The sequence below is a fragment of the Anaerotruncus colihominis genome (genome assembly GCF_010206195.1).
GTDB classification, from domain to species: Bacteria; Bacillota; Clostridia; order Oscillospirales; family Ruminococcaceae; genus Anaerotruncus; species Anaerotruncus colihominis_A.
Genome location: NZ_VIQT01000024.1, coordinates 104,882 through 131,381, shown reverse-complemented (window position 1 = coordinate 131,381; position 26,500 = coordinate 104,882). Strand labels below are relative to the sequence as shown.

General features: G+C 53.1%; 25 protein-coding genes and 1 pseudogene. 20 read left to right on the top strand and 6 right to left on the bottom strand.

Features of this window, described 5'->3' with window-relative positions; all coding sequences use genetic code 11:
- From FMM72_RS16750 to FMM72_RS16650, 20 genes and pseudogenes are all read left to right on the top strand, one after another.
- Window positions 1-296: hypothetical protein (locus FMM72_RS16750; protein WP_162222074.1), on the top strand; the 296-nt coding region annotated here is incomplete at its 5' end.
- Between the two features lie 76 nt (window positions 297-372).
- Window positions 373-1,962 (top strand): MobQ family relaxase, encoded by a 1,590-nt coding sequence (gene mobQ / locus FMM72_RS16745; RefSeq protein ID WP_103242565.1) that lies wholly within the window; start codon window positions 373-375, stop codon window positions 1,960-1,962.
- A gap of 124 nt (window positions 1,963-2,086) precedes the next feature.
- Complete coding sequence (locus FMM72_RS16740; RefSeq protein ID WP_103242566.1) at window positions 2,087-2,734, top strand: CHC2 zinc finger domain-containing protein; 648 nt, start codon at window positions 2,087-2,089, stop codon at window positions 2,732-2,734.
- Window positions 2,700-4,067: a virulence-associated E family protein gene (locus tag FMM72_RS16735; RefSeq protein ID WP_172474441.1), complete on the top strand. Its 1,368-nt coding sequence runs from the start codon at window positions 2,700-2,702 to the stop codon at window positions 4,065-4,067. The genes FMM72_RS16740 and FMM72_RS16735 overlap by 35 nt, the downstream gene beginning before the upstream one ends.
- A 253-nt stretch (window positions 4,068-4,320) precedes the next feature.
- Complete coding sequence (locus FMM72_RS16725; protein WP_103242568.1) at window positions 4,321-4,518, top strand: hypothetical protein; 198 nt, start codon at window positions 4,321-4,323, stop codon at window positions 4,516-4,518.
- 6 nt (window positions 4,519-4,524) lie between these two features.
- The gene (locus FMM72_RS16720) at window positions 4,525-6,189 is read left to right on the top strand and encodes a recombinase family protein (RefSeq protein ID WP_103242569.1); all 1,665 of its coding nucleotides are present in this window, start codon (window positions 4,525-4,527) and stop codon (window positions 6,187-6,189) included.
- 94 nt (window positions 6,190-6,283) lie between these two features.
- Window positions 6,284-6,373, top strand: a pseudogene (locus tag FMM72_RS16715) (Maff2 family mobile element protein); the annotation flags it as partial.
- 79 nt (window positions 6,374-6,452) lie between these two features.
- Window positions 6,453-7,307: a VirB6/TrbL-like conjugal transfer protein, CD1112 family gene (locus FMM72_RS16710; RefSeq protein ID WP_050617401.1), complete on the top strand. Its 855-nt coding sequence runs from the start codon at window positions 6,453-6,455 to the stop codon at window positions 7,305-7,307.
- 15 nt (window positions 7,308-7,322) lie between these two features.
- Complete coding sequence (locus FMM72_RS16705; RefSeq protein ID WP_162222073.1) at window positions 7,323-7,709, top strand: PrgI family protein; 387 nt, start codon at window positions 7,323-7,325, stop codon at window positions 7,707-7,709.
- Window positions 7,675-10,077, top strand: a complete 2,403-nt coding sequence (locus FMM72_RS16700) for a VirB4-like conjugal transfer ATPase, CD1110 family (RefSeq protein ID WP_162222072.1) — start codon at window positions 7,675-7,677, stop codon at window positions 10,075-10,077. Before FMM72_RS16705 ends, FMM72_RS16700 begins: the two co-directional genes overlap by 35 nt.
- Before the next feature lie 4 nt (window positions 10,078-10,081).
- Window positions 10,082-10,405, top strand: a complete 324-nt coding sequence (locus tag FMM72_RS16695; RefSeq protein WP_055245864.1) for a hypothetical protein — start codon at window positions 10,082-10,084, stop codon at window positions 10,403-10,405.
- Window positions 10,398-11,423 carry a DNA cytosine methyltransferase gene (locus FMM72_RS16690; protein WP_162222071.1) on the top strand — a complete coding sequence of 342 codons (1,026 nt, stop codon included), beginning with the start codon at window positions 10,398-10,400 and terminating at the stop codon, window positions 11,421-11,423. The genes FMM72_RS16695 and FMM72_RS16690 overlap by 8 nt, the downstream gene beginning before the upstream one ends.
- On the top strand, window positions 11,420-13,312 hold the full coding sequence (locus FMM72_RS16685; protein WP_243157863.1) for a C40 family peptidase: 1,893 nt from the start codon (window positions 11,420-11,422) through the stop codon (window positions 13,310-13,312). Before FMM72_RS16690 ends, FMM72_RS16685 begins: the two co-directional genes overlap by 4 nt.
- Window positions 13,313-13,327: 15 nt before the next feature.
- Window positions 13,328-14,068, top strand: a complete 741-nt coding sequence (locus tag FMM72_RS16680; protein ID WP_162222087.1) for a phosphoadenosine phosphosulfate reductase family protein — start codon at window positions 13,328-13,330, stop codon at window positions 14,066-14,068.
- On the top strand, window positions 14,055-14,345 hold the full coding sequence (locus FMM72_RS16675) for a DUF4315 family protein (RefSeq protein WP_162222070.1): 291 nt from the start codon (window positions 14,055-14,057) through the stop codon (window positions 14,343-14,345). The genes FMM72_RS16680 and FMM72_RS16675 overlap by 14 nt, the downstream gene beginning before the upstream one ends.
- Entirely contained in the window at window positions 14,335-15,069 is a 735-nt protein-coding gene (locus FMM72_RS16670; RefSeq protein ID WP_162222069.1) for a DUF4366 domain-containing protein, read from the top strand. Before FMM72_RS16675 ends, FMM72_RS16670 begins: the two co-directional genes overlap by 11 nt.
- A complete protein-coding gene (locus tag FMM72_RS16665) occupies window positions 15,066-17,168 on the top strand; it encodes a DNA topoisomerase 3 (protein ID WP_162222068.1) in 2,103 nt (700 codons plus the stop codon). Before FMM72_RS16670 ends, FMM72_RS16665 begins: the two co-directional genes overlap by 4 nt.
- Window positions 17,155-17,691, top strand: a complete 537-nt coding sequence (locus FMM72_RS16660; protein WP_180322953.1) for a hypothetical protein — start codon at window positions 17,155-17,157, stop codon at window positions 17,689-17,691. Before FMM72_RS16665 ends, FMM72_RS16660 begins: the two co-directional genes overlap by 14 nt.
- Before the next feature lie 12 nt (window positions 17,692-17,703).
- On the top strand, window positions 17,704-19,560 hold the full coding sequence (locus tag FMM72_RS16655) for an antirestriction protein ArdA (RefSeq protein WP_162222067.1): 1,857 nt from the start codon (window positions 17,704-17,706) through the stop codon (window positions 19,558-19,560).
- On the top strand, window positions 19,550-19,780 hold the full coding sequence (locus FMM72_RS16650) for a hypothetical protein (RefSeq protein ID WP_162222066.1): 231 nt from the start codon (window positions 19,550-19,552) through the stop codon (window positions 19,778-19,780). The genes FMM72_RS16655 and FMM72_RS16650 overlap by 11 nt, the downstream gene beginning before the upstream one ends.
- Window positions 19,781-19,954: 174 nt before the next feature.
- On the opposite strand, the gene FMM72_RS16645 is transcribed toward FMM72_RS16650, so the two are convergent.
- The 6 genes from FMM72_RS16645 to FMM72_RS16620 form a co-directional block, all read right to left on the bottom strand.
- Window positions 19,955-22,300 (bottom strand): S8 family peptidase, encoded by a 2,346-nt coding sequence (locus FMM72_RS16645; protein ID WP_162222065.1) that lies wholly within the window; start codon window positions 22,298-22,300, stop codon window positions 19,955-19,957.
- Window positions 22,301-22,303: 3 nt separating this feature from the next.
- Window positions 22,304-23,410, bottom strand: a complete 1,107-nt coding sequence (locus FMM72_RS16640; protein WP_162222064.1) for an AAA family ATPase — start codon at window positions 23,408-23,410, stop codon at window positions 22,304-22,306.
- Between the two features lie 134 nt (window positions 23,411-23,544).
- Window positions 23,545-24,888 (bottom strand): relaxase/mobilization nuclease domain-containing protein, encoded by a 1,344-nt coding sequence (locus tag FMM72_RS16635; RefSeq protein WP_162222063.1) that lies wholly within the window; start codon window positions 24,886-24,888, stop codon window positions 23,545-23,547.
- Window positions 24,849-25,178 carry a plasmid mobilization protein gene (locus FMM72_RS16630; protein WP_162222062.1) on the bottom strand — a complete coding sequence of 110 codons (330 nt, stop codon included), beginning with the start codon at window positions 25,176-25,178 and terminating at the stop codon, window positions 24,849-24,851. The genes FMM72_RS16635 and FMM72_RS16630 overlap by 40 nt, the downstream gene beginning before the upstream one ends.
- Before the next feature lie 243 nt (window positions 25,179-25,421).
- The gene (locus tag FMM72_RS16625) at window positions 25,422-25,790 is read right to left on the bottom strand and encodes a helix-turn-helix transcriptional regulator (RefSeq protein ID WP_162222061.1); all 369 of its coding nucleotides are present in this window, start codon (window positions 25,788-25,790) and stop codon (window positions 25,422-25,424) included.
- A gap of 155 nt (window positions 25,791-25,945) precedes the next feature.
- On the bottom strand, window positions 25,946-26,467 hold the full coding sequence (locus FMM72_RS16620) for a PadR family transcriptional regulator (protein ID WP_065535707.1): 522 nt from the start codon (window positions 26,465-26,467) through the stop codon (window positions 25,946-25,948).
- Window positions 26,468-26,500: the final 33 nt, after the last annotated feature.

Genomic DNA, 26,500 nt, shown 5'->3' with positions numbered 1-26,500 from the left:
CTATAAATGCAATTACTAATAACAATTTGCATTTATCTTCAGAAGATTTTGAGTTTATAGCATACAAATTACTATCTACATCAAAAAATGAGGCTTATAATGAAAAATTAGAAGATGAAAAATTTGTTTATATTTTATTTGAGCTAAGAACAAGGTATGTTATAAGCAATAGTGCTAAACTTCAATTAGAAATAGTGATTCAGCAAGGTATTGGTCAATATGATTATGAAAATAATACAGAATATTTGTTGTATTATATTAGCTGTATTGATAGACTAAAAAACAAGGAATATTAAGCAATAAGCAGGAAATCTGAAAAAAGGTCTCCTGCTTTTTTTCTGCCCGGAATCCGGGAGAAAGGAGGGCGCACACTTGCCATGCCCGCACTGTAAAATCACAATCATTAAGCGGAGCAACAATGAATCCGCTGTTTCTGCCGCCGCCTACCAGAGCGGCGAGAAACTGTTCTCTGAATACGACCAAGAGCAGAAACACTATCCCTACAAGAACGAAGTCACCCACAAAGAAATCATGCTCCCGCCCCATGTGCCGCCGGAGTATGCAGACCGCAATACTTTATGGAACTCTGCCGAAGCACAGGAAAAGCAATGGAACTCCCAGCTTGCCCGGAGGTTCGTGCTTGCCATCCCAAGGGAAATCCCATCGGAACAGCACGCCGACCTTATCCGTGACTACTGCCGGGAGTTTTTTGTTTCCAAAGGCATGATAGCCGATTTTGCCATCCATGACAAAGGGGACGGCAACCCCCACGCCCATATCCTGCTCACCATGCGGGCGATGGACGAAAAAGGCAGATGGCTCCCCAAATGCCACAAGGTATATGACCTTGACGGGAACGGCGAAAGAATCCGGCTCCCGTCCGGCAGATGGAAAAGCCACAAGGAGAACACCGTAGACTGGAACGACCGGAAGTATGCCGAAATCTGGCGGCAGGGATGGGCGGACACGGCCAACCGCTATCTGGAAGCCAACGACCGCCCGGAACGGCTTGACCTGCGCTCCTATGCCCGACAGGGGATTGATAAAATCCCCACCGTCCACATGGGGCCAGCCGCCTGCCAGATGGAGAAGAAAGGAATCCAGACCAACGTTGGCAACCTGAACCGGGACATCAAAGCCGCCAACTCCCTCATGCAGTCCATCCGCCAGATGGTGCGCCACTTAAAAGGCTGGATTGCCGATTTAAAAGAGAAAAAAGCCGCCCTGATGGAAGCATTGGAGCAGACGAAGGAACCGACCATACCGGAGCTGCTCTCACAGTATTTAGAACTGCGGAGCGGACAGCGTGCCGACTGGACTTCCAGAGGGAAGCTCAAAGGCACAGTTGCCGACTTCAACAGGGTACAGGCGGCAATGGAGTTTCTGCGGGAAAAAGGAATCTCCACCATAGAGAGCCTTGACACCCGGCTGGACGAAATCAGCCAGACCGCCGTTTCTGTCATGGAGAGCGTGAAAAAAAGCGAGAAGCGTATCAAAGCCATCGACACCATGTTGTCCTATATTGACAAATACGAAGCAAACAAGCCAGTCCATAAGGAGTACGCCGCTATCGGCTGGAAGAAGAAAAAAGAGCAGTTTGCAGAGAGCCACCGGGAGGAACTGGACGCTTACCATGCCGCCATCCGGTATTTTAAAGCCAACCTGAAAGGCAATTCCTACTCTCGCAAAGATTTGGAAGCGGAACGGGAACAGCTTGCTTCTGCCCTGCCGGAACAGGGGGAGGAACTGGAAGCGGTTCAGGCAGATGTAAAAGTGCTGCGGGATGTGCGCCGCTGGCTCAATCAGGTATTGCCATCCGAGCAGTACCGACAGACCGCCGAGCCGGGGAAGAAACCGTCCGTACAGGGGAACCTGAAAGGGCGGCAGGAACGCATCCGGCAGGAGCAGGCAGAGAAACGCCAGCCGCCCCGGACACAGAAACAACAGAATATGGAACTTTAAACAGGCACTTGTTTTGTGATTGTAAATCGCTGGCAAGTGCTTGTTCATTTGAACAAGACGGATTTACAGACAACGTGAACGACATTGTGTCGCTCACGTTGGGATTATCAGGAGGGAACGCCTATTGAACGTATTTGAAGCCGTGAAACAGTCCGTCACCACAAGGCAGGCTGCGGAGCGTTACGGAATCAAAGTAAACCGGAATGGGATGTGCGTCTGTCCATTCCATAACGATAAGAACCCAAGCATGAAGGTTGACCGCCGCTTTTACTGTTTCGGCTGCGGAGCCACCGGGGACGTGATTGACTTTGTTTCCCGGCTCCACGGTATCGGCAGTAAAGAAGCCGCACTCATGCTGGCACAGGACTTCTCCATCCCCTATGAGGACGGGAGGAACGCCGGGAAGCAGCCCATAAGGCCACGCCTGCGGAGGGAAACGGAGGAACAGAAATTTAAGCGCATGGAGCGGCACTGCTTCCGGGTGCTGTCCGACTATTACCATCTTCTGCGCCGCTGGAAGGAAGAATACGCCCCCAAACAGCCGGATGAAGCATGGAATCCCCGGTTTATAGAAGCCCTGCAAAACATGAGCCGTCTGGAATATCTGATGGACGTACTTCTATCGGGGGAACTTCCAGAGCGGGCAGCCCTTATCACAGGACACGGAAAGGAAGTGAGGAACCTTGAAAGACGGATGGCAGAACTTACCGCCCCAGATACGGCAGGAAATAGCGAACATGGCAGACAGCGCAGAGCCGCCCCGGAGCATTGAGGAAGTAAAGGCCATGCTGGAAACCACCGAGAAAGGCGGCTTCCGCAACAGCATGAGCAACTGCCTGACCGTGTTCCAGTGCGACCCGCTCCTTTCTGGGGCGGTTGCCTACAACCTGCTGACCGACCGCACCGATATTTTAAGGCCAATCGGCTACAAAAGAGCCACCGGAAGCCCCATGACCGACACGGACATGAAATATATCCGGCTGTATCTAGAAAAGACCTATGGCCTGACAAGCGAGAAAAAGATACAGGACGCCGCCGACCTTGCCGCCAATGAGAACAGCTACCACCCTGTCCGGGATTATTTAAACGGCCTGACATGGGACGGAACCGGGCGGATACGCTCCTGCCTGCGTCACTTTCTGGGAGCCGGTGAGGACGATTACACATACCAATCCCTGCGCCTGTTTTTGTTGGGAGCCATCCACCGGGCATTTTCCCCTGGCTGCAAGTTTGAAGTCATGCTCTGTCTGGTAGGCGGTCAGGGAGCCGGGAAGTCCACCTTCTTCCGTCTGCTGGCAGTCAAAGACGAGTGGTTTTCGGACGATTTGCGGAAACTGGACGATGACAACGTATACCGGAAGCTGCAAGGTCACTGGATAATCGAAATGTCGGAGATGATTGCCACCGCAAACGCAAAGAGCATAGAGGAAATCAAGTCATTTTTGAGCCGCCAGAAGGAAGTCTACAAGATACCCTACGAAACCCACCCGGCAGACCGCCCAAGGCAGTGCGTGTTTGGCGGCACGTCCAATGCCCTTGACTTCCTGCCCCTTGACCGCTCCGGCAACCGCCGTTTTATTCCCATACAGGTATGCCCGGAGCAGGCGGAAACACACATTTTAGAGGACGAAGCCGCTTCCAGAGCCTATTTAAACCAAGTGTGGGCGGAAGCGATGGAGATTTACAAAAGCGGCAGATGGAAGCTGACATTCAGCCCGGAAATGGTGCGCTATCTAAAGGAACATCAGCGGGACTTTATGCCGGAGGACACCAAAGCCGGGATGATACAGGCTTTCCTTGACAGCTACCCCGGCGATACGGTCTGCTCCAAACAGCTATACAAAGAAGCCCTGAACCATGATTTTGACGAGCCGAAACAATGGGAAATCCGGGAAATCAACGAGATAATGAACCAGTGCGTCACCGGCTGGAAGTATTTCTCCAATCCCCGGATGTTTGCCGGATACGGCAGACAAAAAGGATGGGAACGGGAGCAAAAGGCAAAAGCTGACGCTTGCGCCTTGACAACGGACACCGGCAACGGGGCGGGAAAAACCCCGGAGGGATTTATGCCGGTGCCGGAGCAGATGGAACTTCCATTCTGAAAAAATCCGGCAAAAGACAGCCCGTTGCACACTTCGTTGCTATCCCGTTGCCGGGCCGGTTGCCGGGGAAAATCCCGTAACTATCGGCTTTTCTCCCCTTTAACAACCAAAGCAACAGAAAAATAAAAGAAAAAGTATAAAATAACCCAACTGCCAGACAAGGATTCGTTCCAAGGTTTTTTGAAGCCCGTTGCCGGACTTCGTTGCCGACCTTCCCTGTCTGGCTGTTTTCATGTATGGAGGACAACTGCCTATGGCGAAAAATAAAACAGAGATTCATGTCACCACAGTATTTGACGGCGAGCTGGACGCTACGGACGTTTTCGTGAGCCTTATCGCACAGAAGCACAGCAGAAAAATAGATAAAGAATATCTTGCTAAAACACAAGAAATGAGATATAATAAAGACGAGGTTCAATGTGACCGTGTTCCGTCTGGATTGTGCGGGTAAACGGTTATGATGAACACTTTTGAATATGCAGGGATGGACACACTTCTTGCCGGGAGCTTCCGGGCGGCTATCTATTGCAGGCTGTCCAAGGACGACGACCTTGACGGGACGAGTGCCAGCATCGAGAACCAGCGGGATATGCTGGAAAAGTTCTGCCAGAAGCAGGGATGGGAGGTTACGGCAGTCTATCAGGACGATGGCTTTACCGGCTTGAACATGGAACGCCCCGACCTGAAACGGATGTTGAAAGCCATTGAGCGGAAACAGGTAAACCTTGTCATTACAAAGGATTTATCGAGGTTAGGACGGAACTACTTGCAGACCGGGCAGCTTATCGAGGATTTCTTCCCAAGGAACGGCGTGCGCTATATCGCCATGAATGACGGCATCGACACCATGCGGGACAACAACGACATTGCGCCCTTTAAAAATATCCTGAACGAGATGTACAGCAAGGATATTTCCAAGAAAGTCCATTCTTCCTATGTGCTAAAGGCGCAGAAAGGGCAGTTCACCGGCTGTATCGCCCCATTTGGCTACAAGAAAGACCCGGAGGACAAGAATCACCTTCTCATTGACGGGGAAACCGCCCCCGCTGTCCGGCAGATTTTTGGGTGGGCATTGGAAGGGAGAGGCCCCAACTACATCCGGCGCAGGCTGGAGCAGCAAAAAATCCCCTGCCCCACATGGTGGAACCGGAAGCGGGGACACCGGAACATCCGCACCAAATGGGAAAAGAAAGACCCGGAAAACGGGCGGTACGTCTGGGACTTCTCCGTGATTAAGGAAATCCTGATGAACCCCGTCTACACCGGCGCAATCGCTTCCCAAAAGACCGAGTACCGCTTTAAAATCGGCACTATCCGGGATAAGAAGCCGGAGGACTGGATTGTGGTGGAGGGGACGCATGAGCCGCTGGTGGACAAAAAGGACTTTGCGATTGTGCAGGAAAAACTGAAATCCCGCCAGCGACCGGGCAAATCCGGGGAAATCAACCTCTTTGCAGGGCTGATAAAATGCGGGGAGTGCGGAAAGGCTCTCACCATCCGCACCACGCATGAGAAGTTCCCGAAGCGTATTTTCTCCTGCAAGACCTATAATGCCTATGGGAAGCAGCACTGCACACAGCACCGGGTTGAATTTGACACGCTCTATTCTCTTGTGCTGAACAAAATCCGGGAGTGCGCCGCCGCTGCCCTGACAGACAGTGAAGCAGTAGCCGGACGGCTGACCGATACCTGCCATGCCAGGCAGAAAGACCAGCGGGAAGCGATGGAGCGCACCCTTGCCAAAGACGAAGAACGGATTGAAATGCTGGAAAAAATGGTGCTTCGGCTCTATGAGGACATGGTAGCCGGACGAATCACAGAAGCAAACTTCAATCTCCTGCTGGAAAAGACACAGAAGGAACAGGCGGAATTAAAAGCCAAGGTTGAGGAAGGCCGGAAACGCCTTGCCGATGAAATCCGGCTTGCCGTGGACGCAAGGCAGTGGGTGGAATCCATACAGGAATACCGGGACATCACCGTGCTGGACGCTTCCATCCTGAACCGCCTGATGAAAGAAATCGTTGTCCATGAAACCATAGACAGCGACAAGACAAGACACATTTCCATCGAAATTCATTTTAATCTCAAACCCATACCGGAAGTGGAGCAGGTCACAGGCTGACCGCTCCCCGCTCCGGGGAGGTTCTTTAAAAACTCCATATATATTTCTTGACGTGCCGCCGCCCGCCAGAAAGCTGTATTGTTCCTACTAATTGGGGATAACACAGCTTATGGCGGGCGGTGGTGTTGCCCTCATCGGCATCACCCTGATCCCCCTGCTGTCCGGTCTGCTGTCCACCACCTGATGTTTCTCCAAACCCGGCGGGGGCTTTCGTTTCATAGCGGGAGCCCCCGCAAAGGAGGTGATCTCCCTTGATATTGGATATGATCCAGGAGTGGTTTAAGGAACTGCTCATTGACGGTATCATTTCAAACCTGACCGGGATGTTTGATACCCTGAACACAAAGGTGGGCGAGATCGCCGGAGAGGTTGGCATGACGCCCGCCGCCTGGAACAGCAGCATCTTCAACATGATCCGCAACCTCTCGGAAACGGTGATCGTCCCTATCGCGGGCATCATCCTCACCTTCGTCATGTGTTACGAGCTGATCCAGCTCATCATCGAAAAGAACAACCTCCACGACTTCGACACCTGGATTTTCTTCAAGTGGATTTTCAAGACCTTCTGCGCGGTACTGATCGTCACCAACACCTGGAACATCGTCATGGCGGTGTTTGATGTGGCACAGAATGTGGTCAGCCAATCGGCGGGGGTCATCATCTCGGACGCAGGCATCGACATCTCCGGTGTGGTGGGCGATCTGGAAACCCAGCTTGCCGACTGGAGCGTGGGCGCCCTGCTGGGGCTGTGGTTCCAGAGTGTGTTCGTGGGGCTGTGTACGCAGATACTTTCCATCTGTATCTTCCTGGTGATCTACGGCAGAATGATCGAGGTGTATTTGGTCACCTCAATAGGACCAATTCCCTTTGCCACGATGGTCAACCGTGAGTGGGGCTCCACGGGGCAGAACTACCTTCGCTCCCTGTTGGCCCTGGGCTTCCAGGCCTTCCTCATTATGATCTGTGTGGGCATCTATGCCGTGCTGGTGGAGGGCATCTCCACATCCGGCGACAACATATCCGCGGCCATCTGGGGTTGCATGGGCTATACCGTCCTGCTATGCTACACCCTGTTCAAGACCGGCAGCCTTGCAAAATCCCTGTTCGGCGCCCACTAAAGGAGGTGTGAAACATTGGCTTATGTAACGATCCCGAAGGACCTGAGCCGGATACAGAGCAAGGTCCTGTTCGGGCTGACCAAACGACAAGCGATCTGTTTCGGAGCGGCGGCGCTGGTAGGCGTGCCGCTTTTCTTTTTGGCAAAGGCGAGCCTGGGGACCACCACGGCGGCGCTTTGCATGATCCTGGTGATGCTGCCCTTTTTCCTGTTCGCCATGTACGAGAAGAACGGGCAGCCGCTGGAAGTGTTCCTGGGCCATCTGATCCAGAACAAATTCATCCGACCGAAGGTGCGTATCTACCAGACCAACAATCTCTATTCCGCCCTGGTGCGGCAATCCCAACTGGAACAGGAGGTGAAGCGGATTGCGAGAAAAGGCAGAAAGATCGGCAAAGCGTAAGCTCACCCGTGCCGAGCGCAAGCAGATCGAGACGGTGATCCGGCAGGCCAAGGGCGACGGAAAAACCCATACGGTGCAGGACAGCATCCCGTTTCAGAATATGTTCCCGGACGGTCTGTGCAGGCTGGAGGGCGGGACCTTCTCCAAAACCATTGCCTTTGAGGATGTGAATTACCGTCTGGCGGGACCGGAGGACCAGCGGAGCATCTTTGAAAGCCTCTGCGACTTCTATAACGGCTACGATCCCTCCATCGGCGTCCAGGTTTCTTTGGACAGCCGCAGCGGAGGCAGCGCCGCCGATGAAATGTTCGGCATCCGCAGGCAGGGAAACGACCTGGACCCCATCCGGGACGAGGCGGTGGACATCCTGCGGATGCAGTACAAGCGGGGCAACAACGGCTATGTGAAAACCAAGTATGTGACCCTGACCATCGAGGCGGAGAACCTTCCCGCAGCGCGTGCCCGATTTGCCCGCATTGAGACCGACACCCTCAACCGCTTCAAGGTCATGGGGGCGGCGGCTCATGTACTGGACGGAAAGGAACGGCTGGAGCTGCTTTACAACATCCTCCACCCGGAGGGCGGGCAGTTCGCCTTTGAATGGGACTGGCTCCCGGCCAGCGGCCTTTCGGTGAAGGACTTCATTTCTCCGTCCTCCTTCCACTTCGGGGAGACCCGCACCTTCCGCATCGGCAGACGGTACGGGGCGGTGTCCTTCCTGCAAATCCTAGCGCCGGAGATGCACGACCGTATCCTCACCGACTTCATGGAGGCGGACGGGAATATCATGGTGACTATGCACATCCGGGGCATCAACCAGAACGAGGCCATCAAAATGGTCAAGCGGAAGATCACCGACCTGGACGCCATGAAGATACAGGAGCAGAAACGGGCGGTGCGCAGCGGCTACGATATGGACATACTCCCCAGCGACTTGTCTACTTATGGCGGTGCGGCGAAAGACCTTTTCACCGACCTCCAATCCCGCAACGAGAGAATGTTCAACATGACTTTCCTGGTGCTGCATACGGCGGAGACCCGGCAAAAGCTGGAGATTGCCGTATCCCAGGCGGCCAGCGTCGCCCAGACCTACAACTGCCTCCTGACCCGGCTGGACTTCCAGCAGGAGGATGGGCTGATGTCCTCTTTGCCCCTGGGCCTCAACCGCATCAAGATCGAACGGAGCCTGACCACTTCTGCCCTGGCGGTGTTCGTCCCCTTTGTCACCCAGGAGGTGTTCATGGGCGGCGATGCCATGTACTACGGCCTCAACGCCCTCTCCAACAACATGATCCTGCTGGACCGCAAGCAATCCCGCTGTCCCAACGGACTTGTGTTCGGCACCCCTGGCAGCGGCAAATCTATGAGCTGCAAGCGGGAGATCACCTTCATCATGCTGATGACCCAGGACAATGTCATCATCTGCGACCCGGAGGACGAGTATTCGCCTCTGGTGAAGCGGCTGGGCGGTCAGGTGATCCGGCTGTCCCCGTCCAGCACTGACTATGTGAACCCCCTGGACATCAATCTCAACTACTCCGAGGAAGAAAACCCGCTGGCGCTGAAATCCGACTTCGTGCTGTCCTTCTGCGAGCTTATTATGGGCAGCAAGACTGGCCTGGAGGCCATCGAAAAAACGGTCATTGACCGGGCGGTGCAAATGATTTACCAGCCCTACTTTGCCGACCCCCGGCCAGAGAATATGCCGATTCTGGGCGACCTGATGAACGCCCTGCTGTCCCAACACATCCCGGAGGCCGACCGGGTGGCCCAGGCATTGGACCTCTATGTGAACGGTTCGCTGAACTTCTTTAACCACCGTACCACCGTGGACATCTCCAACCGCCTTGTATGCTTTGACATCAAGGGTCTGGGCAAGAACCTGAAAAAGCCGGGGATGCTCATTGTCCAGGACGCGGTGTGGAACACCGTCACCATCAACCGCGCCATTGGCCGGTCTACCTGGTACTTTGTGGACGAGTTTCACCTTCTGCTGAAGGAGGAACAGACCGCGGCATACAGCGCCGAGATTTGGAAACGCTTCCGCAAATGGGGCGGTATCCCCACCGGGGCAACCCAGAACCCCAAAGACCTGCTTTCCTCCCCGGAGATCGAAAACATCCTGGAGAACAGTGACTTCATCTATATGCTCAACCAGGCGGCGGGCGACCGGAAGATACTGGCGGAGCGGCTGAACATTTCGTCCGAACAGCTTGCCTATGTGACCAATTCCGAGCCGGGCCACGGACTGCTGTTCTTCAACAATGTCATCCTGCCCTTTGCGGATGACTTCCCGAAGGATACCAAGCTCTACAAACTGCTCACCACCAAGCCCAGCGAGGTGGAACACGAGGAAAGGATGGGATAAGAATATGGAACAGGAAAAGCTGTATGTCATCGAGGAAAAGACCTACGAGGCCCACATCGACGAGGAAGTGCATCTCTACGGGCTGCTGCACCAGCTAGCCTTCCTTGCCGGGAAAATCAAGGACCGCCGGGACATGGAGAACCTGATCGACACCGCCCGGCGGTACGGCGAGATCGTCGACCAGATGTTTGACCGCTGGAGCATCCCCGGCCGCTACCTGGTGTTTGGCGACAAGGCCGACCTTGCCCGGCTGAAGGCCCTGGAGCTGTGCGAGCTGGACGCCTTCTATGTGGACTGCGAGGACGACGAGGATCAGCCCCATGCCTGACCGCCTTACCCATGTCAGCCTCTTTTCCGGCATCGGTGGGCTGGACCTGGCGGCGGAGTCGGCGGGCTTTGAAACAGTTTGTCAATGTGAGTGGGCGGACTACCCCTATTCCATCCTGCAAAAGCATTGGCCGGATGTGCCGAAGTTTCGGGACATCACCACATTCACGAAGGAGGCGTTTTTTGAGAAAACAGGACTTGAAACCATCACCATCCTCTCCGGCGGATTCCCGTGCCAGCCCTTCTCCACCGCAGGAAAGCGGCGGGGCTTTGCGGATGAACGCTACCTGTGGCCGGAAATGTGCCGCATTATTACCGAGCTGCGGCCCCGTTGGGTGCTTGGGGAAAATGTTGCTGGCTTCATCAATATGGGGCTCGACAAAACGATTTTTGACCTGGCAAAAGCGGGATACGCTGTTCTCCCATTCGTATTTCCGGCTTGCGGCGTCGGCGCATGGCATGAGCGCCAGCGAACTTTTATCGTCGCGGCTGATGTTTCCCACACCCCTTGCCTCCGACAAATCCACGGGGCGGGACGCTGCCAACCTGGATGTGTTCCTGTCGGACAACGGGATATTCCGCAAGCGGAACAAGGATGGGTCGATCTGGAGCCTGTCCCTGTCGGCGGCGGTGTTCTATCTGACCCCGGCGGCGTCGGAGGGCTACCGTTCCACCTTGAAACCGGCGGCCTTCCGGGACAAATCCCCGTCCTCCAACCTGTCGGCCCAGGTGATCCGGCAGGAGCAGCCCCTTTCCGAGAAAGCGGCGCTGAACCCGGACTGGGTGGAATGGCTCATGGGATTCCCCCCGAAATGGACGGACGCATCCTATGGCGTGCCGAGCCCGAAGGAGTCCCCCGCATGACCGAGGACACGGGCAACCGGGCGCTGCGGCTGAAAACCCTGGGGAACGCGGTCTGCCCGCCTCAGGCTTATCCCATTTTCCAGTACATCGCCATGATCGAAACCGGGGCCTGTGTCAACATCTGCCCCTATGGAACAGGAGGTGACGCACCTTGAAAGAATGGAAAGCCTCCGCAAAGGAGGCGCAGAAGATGACCCGTGACGGGGCGGTATCCGTCAATCTGGTCACGGGCGAAACGACTTATCCCTCTGACCGGGCGCCGGAGCAGGATCATTCCCCGTCTGGCGACACGACGGGTGCCGCTGGAAAAGCGGTGGACCGTGCGGAACTGCACCGGGAACAGGCAGCAGCCAAAAAGAAGCGTCGGAAACAGCGCAGAACCTATCGGGAGGGCGAGGCGGCAGCGGGCCGTCCATCCTCCTCCCGATTGCAGTTTTCCGAGGCAGACCGGGCGGCGCCGGAGCTGCAAGGGGTCATCCGCAAGTCGGACAAGGCGACGGACCGGCTGGATGCCGCCAGGGACGCGATCCCCAATAAGAGTCCGGGAAAGCCCCACACCAATCCGCTGTCCCGCCCCATCCAGGAGGCGGGCGCAGCCATCCACGGCAAGGTCCGGGAGGTGGAGCAGGAAAATTCCGGCGTTCAGTCGGGCCACCTGGGGGAACGCAGCTTTGAGAAGGCTGTGGGCTACGGAAACCGCCGTGTACAGAACTGGCGGGCGGAACGCAAGCTGAAGCCCTGGCGAGACGCGGCAAAGGCGGAGAAGGCGGCGGTCAAGGCCAATGCGGATTTCTACTATCGGAAAGCCGTGGCGGAGAACCCCCAGATTGCATCCAATCCCATCTCCCGCCTGTGGCAGAAACGGAAGCTGCAAAAGCAATATGCGGCGGCATACCGGGCGGCGGGCAAGACTGCCCAAGTCGGAAAAACAGCGGAGGCCACGGCAAAGGCGGCCAAGAAAACCGCCCAGGAGTCCAAGCGCACCGCCCTTTTCCTGAAACGGCATTGGAAGGGTGCGTTGATCGTGGGCGGCATCGGCCTTCTGCTGGTGATGCTGCTGGGCTCCCTGCAATCCTGTTCCTCCATGTTCGGCGGCGGGGTGTCCAATATCATGGCATCTTCCTATCTCTCCGAGGATGCCGATATGTTGGCAGCGGAAGAAGCCTACTGCGCCAAAGAGGATGAATTGCGTGAGTACCTGGATATCTACGAGGCCACCCACGACTATGACGAGTATCACTTTGACCTGGACGAGATCGAGCACGACCCCTATGTGCTGATCTCCATTCTGTCGGCACTCCATGAAGGGGTGTTCACCATCGACCAGGTACAAGGCGACCTTCAAACCCTCTTTGATAAGCAATATATCCTCACCGAGACTGTGACCACGGAGACCCGCTACCGCACCGAGACACGGACGGACAGCGAGGGCAACACCTATACGGTTCGGGTGCCCTATACCTGGACCATCTGCACCGTGACATTGGAGAATTTTAATCTGTCCCATGTGCCTGTCTACATCATGGGTGAGGATCAGCTTTCCTTGTACGCCACCTATATGTCCACCCTGGGCAACCGCCCCGACCTGTTTCCATCCTCCGGGTATGTGAACAAGTACATCGAGAACCCGCCAACTGCCTGGGAGATTCCCGCTGAATACCTGACGGACGAGCGGTTCAACACCCTCATTACCGAGGCGGAAAAATACCTGGGTTATCCCTATGTGTGGGGCGGCAGCAGCCCCAGCACTTCCTTTGATTGCAGCGGCTTCGTCAGCTATGTGTTGACCAACAGCGGCCTGTGCAATACCGGGCGGCTGGGCGCCCAGGGGCTCTACAACATTTCCACCCCGGTATCCAACCCCCAGCCCGGCGATCTGGTGTTCTTCGTGGGCACCTATGATACCAGCGGCGTATCCCATGTGGGGTTTTATGTTGGGGATGGAATGTTTTTGCACTGCGGCGACCCCATCCAGTATTCCAACCTGAATACAAGTTACTGGCAGTCCCATTTCTACGCATACGGCAGGCCGCCGTACAACTGATGGAGGTGATGAAGCATCAATATGGTTTCCTATGGGGGCGGCGCCAACAGCACCGCACTTCTGATCGGGCTGCACCAGCACCGTATCCCGGTAGACCTGATCCTCTTTGCGGATACGGGGGCGGAGCATCCCCACACCTACGCCTATCTGGATGTGATGGATTCCTGGCTGAAGGACCACGGGATGCCGCCCATTACCAGAGTATATAAGACCACCCGTGACGGGAAACGGCTGACGCTGGAGGATGAATGTCTGCAAAGTTGCAGCCTACCATCCATCGCCTACGGCTTCAAGCGGTGTTCCCTGAAACACAAGATCGGGCCGCAGGAAAAGTTCTGCAATCATTACCCGCCGTGTCGAAAGGCGTGGACAGCGGGCAAGCGGGTGGTCAAATTCATCGGCTACGACGCGGGCGAGGGCTATCGCAGCGACAAGGTGCTGCTGGGAGACCTGGCCGACCGAAAATACAGCAAGTGGTATCCCCTGATGGAATGGGGATGGACGCGGGACGATTGCATCCGGCAGATCGAGGCGGCAGGGCTGCCCCAGCCGGGAAAATCGTCCTGTTTTTTCTGCCCCAGCATGAAATCTGACGAGATCACCGCCCTGCGGGAGCAGCATCCCGATTTGTTCCGCCGCGCCCTGGCGCTGGAGGACAACGCCAGGCAAACCCTGAAAACGGTCAAGGGCCTGGGGCGGAACTATTCCTGGAGAGAACGATTTGGAAAGGAGTTTTGCACACATGGCAACGGTTGAGAAAATCCGAAAGGACATTGAAAAAACAAAGGAGAAGATCTCCGCCCAACAGAAGCGCCTTCGGGAGTTGGAGGCACAGCTCACCGAGGAAGAAAACCTGGAGATCGTCCGCATGGTCAAGGCGGTGCGGATGGACAACAAGGAACTGACCGCCTTCTTGAAGGCCTACGCCAGCGGCTTGATCTCCCTGCCTGACGGGATGATGGAGGTGGAGGCAGCGGCGGACCCTGACGACGAGGATATGGAAGGAATGGAGGATGGCGAAGATGAAGCGTAACAGAGTTTTTCGCCTTCTGGCGTCCCTGACGATGATGGTTCTGTTTATGACCACCTTCTCTGTCACCGCCTTTGCGGGCGGCGGGGATGGCGATTACTATACCGGGGAGCCTGTCGAAACGATCCCGGAACCCACCGAGGAACCTGCCACCGGGGGTATGGAGCCAATGGGTGTCCCCTTGACCCCGGAGGGCAACGCCACGCTGGTAGACGATTACTACGGCGACAAGCAGCTTATCACCGTGACCACGAAAGCGGGCAATTATTTTTACATCCTGATCGACCGGGCAAATGAGGACAAGGAGACCGCCGTTCACTTCTTGAACCAGGTGGATGAAGCCGATCTGATGGCGCTGCTGGAGGATGGGCAGGCAGAGAAAAAGCCCGCAGTCTGTACCTGTGGCGAAAAATGCCAGGCCGGTGCGGTGAATACCGCCTGTCCGGTCTGCGCGGTGAATATGAGCGAGTGCGCCGGGAAAGCGCCGGAGGTGGAGCCAGAGCCCGAACCGGAGCCGGAGAAGGAGTCCGGCAGCGGCGGCGCTCTGGTGCTGATCCTGCTGCTGGCAGCCCTGGGCGGTGGAGGCGCTTTTGCCTATATCAAGTTCATCAAACCTAATCAGAGTCCAAAGGTCAGCGCCGATCCGGACGACTATGAGTTTGAGGACGAGGAATACGAAAATGAGGATATTCCTGAACAGGATGAAATGAAGGAGGACCAGAATTGAGCAAATTGGTGATCTGTGAAAAACCGAGTGTAGCAAAGAGTATTGCATCGGCCCTGGGTGTCACATCCAGGGCCGATGGCTATTTTGAAGGAAATGGGTATCTCGTTTCCTGGTGCATCGGGCATCTGGTGGGGCTGGCGGATGCGGCCGACTACGATGACCGTTACAAGAAGTGGCGGTATGAGGACCTTCCCATCCTGCCCGACCCCTTCCGCTATGTGGTGTCCGAGGAAAAGGCCGCCCAGTTCCACATTCTCCGTTCCCTGATGGAACGACCTGATGTGACGGAGCTGGTCAATGCCTGTGATGCGGGACGCGAGGGCGAGCTGATCTTCCGGCTGGTCTATGAGGCCGCCGGATGTTCCAAACCTTTCTCTCGCCTCTGGATTTCTTCGATGGAGGACGCGGCGATCCGGGAGGGTTTTGCCGACCTGCGCCCCGGCGGGGCCTATGATCCCCTGTATCAGTCGGCGCTTTGCCGCCAAAAGGCCGACTGGCTCATCGGCATCAACGCGAGCCGCCTGTTCTCCGTCCTCTACCACCGCACCTTGAATGTGGGGCGGGTGCAGACGCCCACCCTGGCGATGCTGGCCGACCGGGACAGCAAGATTGTCCTGTTCCGCAAGGAGAAATACCATCATGTGCGGCTGGCGTTGGAGGGAGCCGAGGCGGTTTCTGAAAAAATCCCAGCTATGGAGGATGCCCAGACCATCCGGGACGCCTGTGACGGGCAGCGGGCCGTGTGTGTATCTCTGGTGCGGGAGAAAAAGACGGTGAAGCCGCCCAAGCTGTACGACCTGACCACCTTGCAGCGGGAGGCAAACCGGGTATTCGGTTACACAGCCAAGCAAACCCTGGACTACGCCCAATCTCTCTACGAAAAGAAGCTGCTGACCTATCCCCGCACAGACAGCCGGTATTTGACTAGCGACATGGCGGAGACCGCCTCCGTTGTACTGGATCTGGCAGTACGGGTGCCGCCCTTCGACGCCTGCCCAGAGTTTTTCCCTGATGCCCTGGCGCTGGTGAACGACAAGGAGGTATCCGACCACCATGCCCTGATTCCCACCCTGGAGTTGGAAAAGGCGGATGTGCCTGCGCTGCCTGTGGGCGAGCGCAATATCCTTCTGCTGGTCTGCTGCAAACTGCTGTGTGCGGCGGCGGAGCCCTTTGTGTGTGAGACGGTCACAGCCACCTTTGATTGTGGCGGACACACCTTCACGGCAAAGGGAAAGCAGGTGCTTTCCCAGGGCTGGCGGGCCATCCAGGAGGTATTCCATTCTTCCCTGAAGGAGAAGCCGGAGGATGAAGATGCCGGGGGCGTCCTTCCGGCCTTGACGGAGGGACAGGTTTTTGAGCCGGTCGCCGCCTCCGTCACCGAACACTTCACTGCACCTCCGCGCCCCTATACGGAAGATTCCCTCCTGGCAGCAATGGAGAACGCAGGCAAAGAGGAAATCCCGGAGGACGCGGAACGGCGCGGCCTGGGCACCCCGGCGACCAGGGCAGCCATCATTGAAAAGCTGGTGTCCGGCGGATTTGTGGAGCGCAAAGGCAAGAACCTGATCCCCACAAAGGCAGGTGTCAACCTGGTCACGGTGCTGCCGGAACTGCTGACCTCTCCCAAGCTCACGGCGGATTGGGAGCAGCGGTTGAACGAGATTGCAAAGGACCAGGCATCGCCTGAGGACTTCATGGACGGGATCGAGGCGATGGCGGCGGAGCTGGTGCGGAAATACTCCCACATTTCCGAGGATGGGCAAAAGCTGTTCCAGCCAGAGAAGGAGACGGTGGGCCTCTGCCCCCGCTGCGGCAAGCCGGTCTATGAGGGCAAGAAGAACTTTGCCTGTTCGGACCGAGCTTGTCAGTTCGTCCTATGGAAGAATGACCGTTTCTGGACCAGCCGCCGCAAGGAAATGACCCGGAAGATGGCAGCCGACCTTCTGAAAAAAGGCCGTACCTCCGTCAAGGGGATGTGGTCGGAGAAGAAAGGTTCCACCTATGACGCCGTAGTGATCCTGGATGATACCGGCGGCAAGTATGTCAATTTCAAGCTGGAGTTCCCCAAACGAAAGGATGGTGTGCATGGCAAAAAGTAAAGCCGAGGTCAACTTCATGGAGCATTTGAAACCGCTGCTCCCCGCAGGGGGCGACGCAAGCGAGCTGGAGGCAGCGGCCCAGGCGCTTGCCGGACTTTCCCCGGAGGACCGTGACCTCCTGGCCGCTGTCCAAGAGTCGCCCTATCGCCTGACCACCCTGGAGCAGTTCCGGGAGTTCCCCGCCAATACCGAGTATTTTGTCCTGGAGCCCAACATCCGCAAAGTGGAGGATGTTGGCTGGCGCTATCTGGCACAGCATTTGGATGTCCTTCTGCCCCCGGAGCTGCTGGACGCCATTGATCCCGTTCCCTTCGGCAACCACGCCATGCGGGAGGAACAGGGCTGTTTTACGAGCCGAGGCTATCTCACCCTCTCCGGCGACGAGTGGGAACATGAGCGCCCCAGGGAGAGGCTGACGGAGAAAAAGCCCTCCATCAAGGAACGGCTGGAACAGAGCCGGAAAGAATGTGCCAATCAGAGCAAGGCGCAGCCCCGTCGGGAAAAGCCTGCGCCGGAACTGTAAGGAGGTGTCGCTATGCCCCATTATGACTATGACAAAGATTATCCCTTTGCCGCCTTTATCACCAACCTGGGCAAGTACAACGAGGGCGCCCTTGTGGGCGAATGGGTGAAGTTCCCCACCACGGCCGAGGAACTGAAACAGGTCTTTGAGCGTATCGGGATCGGTCAGAAGGACGACTTCGGCCAGACCTATGAGGAATGGTTCATCACGGACTACGACTGCTATGTGGACGGCCTCTATGACCTGATGGGTGAGTATACCAACCTGGACGAGCTGAACTATCTGGCCTCCAAACTGGATGACATGAGCCAGGACGAATATGAACGGTTCCAGGCGGCTATGGAGGTCGGCGACCACACGGGCAGCATCCAGGAACTTATCAACCTGACGGAGAACTTGGACTGCTACGACGTTTACCCCGACACCCACGACCACGACGATCTGGGCCGGTATTACATCGAGGAACTGGACGCCATGCAGGTGCCGGAGCATCTGCGCAACTACATCGACTATGAAGCCTACGGCCGGGACATCGCCCTGGAGGAAAGCGGCCAGTTCACCGATCTGGGCTATGTGCGGGATACCGGGGACAGTTTCCATGAGTATTACGATGGCGAGCGCGGCAGCATCCCGGAGGAATACCGGGTGATGACCTTCCAGGATGACATCCCCGAAGAAGAAATTTCGGAATGGGCCATGGACCTTGCCTACGATATGGACGAGTTTTTCCGGCAGCACGACCCGCAGTATGCCGCCGAGCACCCAGAGGAACATGCGGCGAAGGAAGAAATCTACGAGAACCTTTCCGATTGCCGCATTGCCTCTCTGGAAGAAAAGCTGAAGGCGTTGGGCCAGACCCTGGAGGACTACCTTCCCTCCGAGTTGGAGAAGTTCAAGGAGGCTGTGGGCTACGAGGCATATTTGGATGTGGACCCCCAGGCGATCCGGGAGGCCATTGAAAACCCGGATCAGTCCCATGTGGACGAGATGCTGGCCTTTGCGGAGCAGGCAAACCGGGAGTATGAGGCGGAATTGTATGGGCAGCAAGCGGCACCTACCCCAGACGACCGGGAGACCGGCGAAACGGTGCGGACCCCCAGGGGCACCTTCCATGTGACGGATATGAGCCGGGAACAGATGGAGGCGGCCGGATACGGTTTCCACCACGAGTCCGAGGACGGAAAGTATCTCATCATGGCCAACGGCAGCCGTGCCTTTGCCATCCCCAACGGAGACGCCCCCGAACATACCGCGCCGGAGAAGCTGACCATCCTGGTGGTGGAGCCCATGAAGGAACCCTATGTGAAGGAGATCGATCCCGGCCTCCATGCGCTGCAAGCGGAGGTAGGCGGCGACATTGCCGCCTCCTATCCCTTTGACGATCCGGTGGGGTTGGTGCTGAACGATGAAGGCAAGCTCATCGGTCTGGACCTGAACCGTTCCCTCCGGGACGAGCATGGGGAGATTTATGACATTGTGGCAGGCACCTTCCTGGTGGTGGGCTTGGGCGAGGAGTCCTTCGCCTCTCTGTCCCCGGACATGATCCAGAAGTACACCGAGCAATTCAAGCGGCCGGAACTGTTCGCCAGCTTGGGCGGGCAGATTGTGTCCGTTCCCGTAGAACCGGAAAATCCGCTACGCACGGCGGAAATGACCCTGGAGGACGATTATGGGATGATCGACGGAATTGTCAACAATGGCCGCCGTGGGGAAGAACTGGAGAAGGCCCAGGCCGAGGCGCGCAGGACCACACCGGAGAAAAAGCCCTCCATCCGGGAGCGACTGGAGGACGCAAAACGAGAGTGCGCAGAACGGAAAGCCCCGGACAAGCCCGCCCCGCAGAAGAAGCCCCCGGAGCATGACCTATGAGCCGGAGCAAGAAATGGCGTCTGGAATGGGCGTTCTTCCTGGGCGAGAACGGCAGGCGCCAATACAACAAGCTCTGCAAAGGCTGTGTCCACCCATGCAAGCAGAGTTTTCGGGCGGTGGTGTTGACCTGTCCGCACTATCTTTCCCGCCGTTCCAAAAAGTGCAGGAATTAGAGTTTAAAATTGGTGATAAAACCGCTTGTATCGGCTTTTCCGTGTAGGGGCAGTATGATTTCCCATGTGGGGCGGCAGGGCGTTTCTGCATAGAAAAAATGCTGGATTTTCACATTTAGACAAAATGAGAGCGCCACCATCGGATCAAAGTGGGTCCGGTGGTGGCGCTCCTTTCCTTTTTGCACGATTAAATATCTAACATATTTTCTGAAGGCTTCATATCAAACATTAACAGTAACATCGTTTGTAAGCTTAATATTGCTGTGCCAGAAATGGTAGTTATCCAAACCTTGCGTAACATCATTGTAGATTGGGGCGATTCGATTAGGATCTCGGACTGTAATAATGAGACAGAGGTCTTGTTTTGGAATACTCCGCTCCAAACTTGCTTGTTGCTCTGTGTGCTCACGAAACAGTCCTCTTAGTGTAAGATACCATTTTTTCCCGTCTGTAATATAGTGCTGCTTATTGGCATCAGAAAGTTCCGATAAGTCGACGGCATACTTCTTGACGGGATAGTATTTATCGCCGTATTGAATCAACAAACGCTCTCTAAGTGCAAAGTCACTACTGTTATCTCTCATCAATCGTTTGCTATAAAGCGATTCACGAAACAAATTTTGGGAACCTTGGCGTCCAACAGGATTCAAAATATCTCTTCTTTGGGTATCTCGTTCCATTTTGGAATCGTAGGTGCCGAACTTTAAATCAATATTTGACTGACAATACTCAATTCCCTGAGACGGATCAAGAATAGGTTCGTATACTAGAGTTGCGATGATTTGTCCAGTATAAAATCCATTTTGAATTAAAGATTTAGGCATCGGGAAATCCATAATATCAATATACTCGCCTTTAGCTAGTGTATCTCGAAGAATCAGAGTCGCTTCATAAGGATCGTTATAGAGAATATTATGAATGTTCTGAGGGATACCAAAACCAATTTGATTGGCCCGCTCAGTTTCTGGAATATGAAGATTATGAGAATAAGTGGCCGAGTGAATTATTAATCCTTTTATTAACAGGGGATCAAATTTTTCATCGAGTTCTTGAAAAAGCCCTGTAGCTAAAGACGCAACTCTGGGAGTCGAAAAGCTTGTACCTGCATTTTCAATAGTCGTTCCGTTGGTAGAAAATGATTTCACTCCAGATATTACCAGTTTTCCATGATTATCAGTTCCTGCATTCCCACCATAATGTGCTACTTCTGGTTTTATAATAAATTCCGGACCAGGGCCGACTCTTGTAAATGGAGAAGGATTATCAATGTCTGCACAATCAAACTGCCCTTTTTTATGTGCCATCGAACCAACCACCAACGAGAGAACCGAATCGGCTCCCTCATGGATTCGGCCTTTAGGAAGATGCATTGCGAAATTTTGGCAATTGCCGGCAGATTTGCAAATCAAAATGTTATATTGTTCTTGTAGGGCATCCAGAGCCATTGCAAAATCAGAAAATTTGCTGTCGTCAACCTCTCGAGTAATGCTAACAGAGAGATTCCAAACTTTCACTTTTTCGTGATTTGCTTCAATTGCTTCCTGGATATTTGCAATTAAATCATCTTCGTCCAAGCTCTCCTTTGCAGGATCTGGAAAGATAGCTGCATCAAACAGCTTGATTCCATTATGACCAATCCAATCCTTTTCCTCAAAAATATCTCCATATAGTGCCACACCAGCTACAAAAGTGCCGTGCGTCTTTGAAATAACATTCTCTGGATAAACGGTCCATCTCTTGCCTTCCATCCACGGCTGAAGCTGAGGAATACTGGCAATGCCATTGTCAAGGATTCCTAAAGTTTCGTACCGTCGCCCGTCTACAGGGTATACCGGAGAAACATTATTACCATGATCTACAAAATCCAAAGACAATGTATACTGCGGCATAGGCTCAATAGAAAAAATCATTTCAAAAGAAGGATCATTTGCTAGATTATCAATCGTCATCTTTGGTGCTTGCTTAATTTTATAGACTGGTACTTGGCTTGTGTAAAGAGTTTTTTGATATGCAATACTTTTTTCTGTTAATCGCTGCTCAAATAGCCTTTGCATGGCAATATTTGTTTCATAATTCTGAAAGTCTATCAACTTAATTTTATAAGCTTCATTCTCTTCGTCCCACTGAACAATGGGCTCAAATTGTCTGAAGGTTTCTAAACAGGAAATGGCGTAACTGTTTCGCTCATAATCCCCAATACGAAATCCAAATTCATCCATTTGAGCGGGAGATTCTACTTTAACGATAAGTTCATCAGAACTTATTAACCCTAAGACATTACTTTTTTCGGCCGTTTGAAAAAGATTCATAATGTCTTTGCGTCTGGATTTGGCAGTAGCATCTTCACACATTTTTGCAACAAAGACAAATGGAATAGGAGATGATACCCGTTGCTCAAAGATATCCGAAAATGAATGAAATGCATCCAGCAATTGTGTAGAACGGTCGATTAGGTCTTGACCGGTAAGCAACCATCTAGGAGGCTCTTGGTTGCGATTCCCTTCGACACGGAGCTCATCGATTTCCCGTGGTGCAAAGAACTTGATTGGCAGTCTTTCATTATCCATATCTTATGGCTCCTTTCGTTCTAATGACTTGGAAATTGTTTGAATTTTGCGAAGAGGAATCCCAAGACTCTCATTAGCTTCTTTATGAGTAACTCCATGATTGAGCAAAAATGCAATAAAATCATCTTCGCATTCTACAGCATGTTTTTCATAGAGATAGATTGACTTTAAAACATCACAGTTAGTCAAGTTTTCACGGCCAGACAAGATAACAGTCTTTAGTGCATTGAGAATAATAGTCCTTATATCAGAATAGCTAAGTCCTTCAAATGCACCAACAATCCGCTCGAGTTTTTTATCATTAGAAATAAAGTCGGTGGATTTGCTAGCAAGAAGAGTATTCAAATAGCGTACTATTTCGTCCCTTTGTGGCTTTTCCAAAGCCACTATGGTCGAAAACCTCCTCCAAATTGCAGGATCAAGTAATTCGTGATGGTTAGTTGCAGCAATCAAAATACTGTCGTTATTAAAGCCATCAATGTTTTGAAGTAGGCTATTCACAACACGTTTGAGTTCTCCAAGTTCATTTTTATCGTCGCGTAGTTTTGCAATTACATCAAACTCATCTAAAAACAAAATGCACTCTCTTTTAGATGCATAATCAAAAACTTTTCTAATATTTTTAGCCGTACTCCCCAACAGAGAAGAAACCAGTCCATCTAACCGTGCAGTTACCAAGGGAAGGCCTGTAACGCTGGCAATATACTGTGCAACAGTTGTTTTTCCACATCCAGGAGGGCCATAAAGAAGTAAAGTATTTGAAACTTCCAAGCCGGATTGAAGCAGTATATCTCTATGTGTATAGCTATCAACAAAACTGTGGATTGAAGCGCGGGAATATTGATCTAACACGACCTGCTCAGGACTAACCTGTGGCATTGTAACCTCAACAATATCCATCCTACTTTCAGTATCAACTGGCCTTGTTGAGAAACTATCTAATGCGGTCAGTGTGCCCCTTTTTTTGTTAAGTGTTGAACGTATTTTTTTTGCTAATGAAATCTCTCCCTGCTGCTCCAAATTATTTGCCAAAACTTCAGCATAGTTAATCACTTTTTCTTTATCATTAACTAGGCCACCTTCAATAATTTTCACAATTTCTGTGTACATGATGACCACCTCACTTATCTACAATTTAGAATACCACATTCCGTTATTGAAGTCAATATATTCGTTATTGCAATTATACATTTTGTTATTGAGATGAGGATTTTCGTTATTGATATCAAATGATTAGAATAAGGTTATATTGAAAACTCTTTGGTCACCATTATTTTAGAGTTGTCAGTTTCAAGTATATCCTTTACGTTCTGCCGGACAGCATCGTACTCCTTTTCTTCATACTGTACCTTCCGAAGCTCTGCTTGCAGGACAGTTTTGCGGGCGGAGAGTCCGTCCAGTTCTGCTTTCAGTTTTTCGGCTGAAGGAAGTTTGGTGAGTCCAGCCTTCTTGATTTCCCTGGCTGCCGCCTCGAATAAGATGATCTCGCTCTCAAAGCCACGGAGGAATTTTTCCTTATCCTTTGATGCCTTGTAGCGGTCATAGACAGGTTTCAACTTGCGGTAGGTGTCAATCTGTTTTCCCAGGAGGGCAAGGTCGGCAATCCGTTGTTCTGTATCCCGCAGGCTTTCCCTGGTACGGATGGAGGCGGCGGAAACGGCGTCGCACCGTTCCACCAATTCCTCATAGCTGCCGATGCCGTGTTCGGTGAGAAAGTTCATAGTGGCGGCCGCACGTTTCAGATTCTCAATGGTCGCCCACCGCTGGTATCCTGCGCTCTGCTGGGCCTTGATATTGTTCTGAATGTCAATGAGCAGACTGACCTTCCCGCTACGCTGCCGGGGTTGTCTGGAGGGCCTGGAGCCTCCGGCGATGCGAGAGACAACGGCTTCTTCCGTGTAATCGGCGCCCAGGGTTTTGAGCCGGGTGAACCGCTCCTGGTCTGGCGCCCTGACGGAGATATACTTTCCTCGCTTGATCTCGTATCCTTCCCGCTGCAACCGGGCAAGCAAATCTTCCAAACTAGAGGACACGGGGATCAGGCGGTCGATGGTGGTTTTCAGCTTTGCCTTGTAGCTGGTGCCGTTCTGTGCGGCCTGATGCTCAATGTAGCTCTTGCCCTTGTCCCGGCCGGGGACGATGACGGACAGGCCGTGTTCTCTGCACAGCCGGTCGCTGACCCAGCGTATCTCGTGATAGCTGCGCTTATTGGAATGGTAGTGTTTGTGGTCGGTAAAGCTGACCGCATTGAAAATCAGATGGTTGTGAATATGTCCCTTGTCAATATGGGTGGTAAGTACAAACTCGTACTTGCCACCCAATATTTCTTTTGCCAGCTGCATCCCAATCTCATGGGCTTCCTCGGCGGAGACCTCCCCAGGCTCAAAGGCTTGGATCAGGTGGCGGCCCAGGTGTGTGCCCTTGTCGATGAAATGGCGGCGTGTCCATTCAAATTCAATGTCGGCGGTTTCAGCAGCACAACCAAAAGAGGATACCAGCAATTTTCCATCTGTCTTATCGGGATTACAGATATAGTCAATAGCTGCTTTCAGCGTTGACTTAATAGGATGCGTCTTTGTAACTGCCATATCTGACCCAGCCTTTCCCGGATTTCCTCCATGTCAGCCTGATAGGTGGGACCTCCGGCATTGATCCGTTTGGCAATTTGGTTGATATTCCGGCCAATGGCGGACAGGAGCTTGTTCATCTCCTTGATGTCCCTGGTGTCCACATAGATGATGTATCCGTCGATCGCCATCTTCCGTAGGTAGGCGCCGATCCGCTTTGTATGGAGCTGGGCCATCTTCTGCTCAATTAGGTTGCGTTCTTCCGCTGTTACTGGGCAGCGCAGGATGATGGGGCGTTTGCGCTTTGCCATAGGGTGGCACCGTCCTTTCTGTATAAGGGTTTGGGAGTATCCCAAAAAGCAATTTTGTGTTTAGGGACAAGGGACTCCCTAAAGCCAAAATTCGCAAGTGTGGCCACACTTGCTGTGCTTGCTCTACGCTTCTTCCCCCGTAAATACAATGCCGGAAACACCTTTATCTGCCCGCAAAATCCTGGATTTTTCAAAAAGAAAAGGGCAGCAGAGCCGCCCTGGAGAAACGAAAACGGAGGATGCTCACACACCCTCCGTTTCATCTGCTGATTTTTCAGTTTTCAGCGCCCCGTCAAGCGCGCCTTCGATGACGGCCAAATACTGCTCTGGACAGAGCTTCAGTTTGTGACTGATACGCTGCCGCTGTGCGCTTTCCTCCCGCATGACCTCTGGATTGAAGTACCGTTCCACGGGAAGTCCACATACTTTGATAAGCTGTATGATAACCGGCAAGCTGGGGATCGTACCCTCGTTCTCGATATTTGCGAGATACCGGGAGTCGATGTTGATGATCTCCGCCAATGTCTTGCGCGACAGATGCTTTGCGCTCCGTGCGGCTTTTACATCGGCACCGAAAGTTTCAAAACCGGGGCAATCTTTGATGTTCGCCATATTGCATCACCCACTTACATTGTATATTTCATACTTTGCCCGTGAAATGTTGCTATATGCGTATAAATTACATTTTATAATTCATATTAAAACAAAAGAAAACAGGCCATCAGATTGTAGATGCTACTATAATCTGATGACCTGTTTTTGTAATTTTATTGTTTTGTCAAAGAATTGATCCATGTCTGGATTGCTTCTGCCAATACATATTGCTGATGTAATACGGCCATACCTGTTGCCGGAATACTGGGTTCGTGTTCCTTCTCTTTTATGTTTTGCTCCAGGTAAGCTTTCAAAGTATCAATATTCTCCTGAATCTCTGCAAGGCACGCTCGCTGCTTTTCGGCCGGTAAAGAATCCAGATTCACAATAACAGCATTGAAGTCCAAGAAAATGTTAATTGGCTTTGAAGAGATTTCAAACATAAGCCGTTCAAATTCAGATTCTCCAGCTTCGGTCAGAGAGTAAATTGCCTTTTCCGGCATCTTGCCTTCTTTGACAACTTCGCCCCGGATTAGCCCTTTTTCTTCTAACTGAATTGCCTTTTTATAGATAGATGGAGTGCTGATTTTTACCCATTTAGAGATGTTCCTGTATTCCACCAGTTTCTGTATATCATAGGCACTCATCGGCTCTTTTTTTAACATTCCAAGAACAATCAAATCAATGGTAGCCATGTGGATCACGCCCCTCCGTTCCAGTGCGCATTT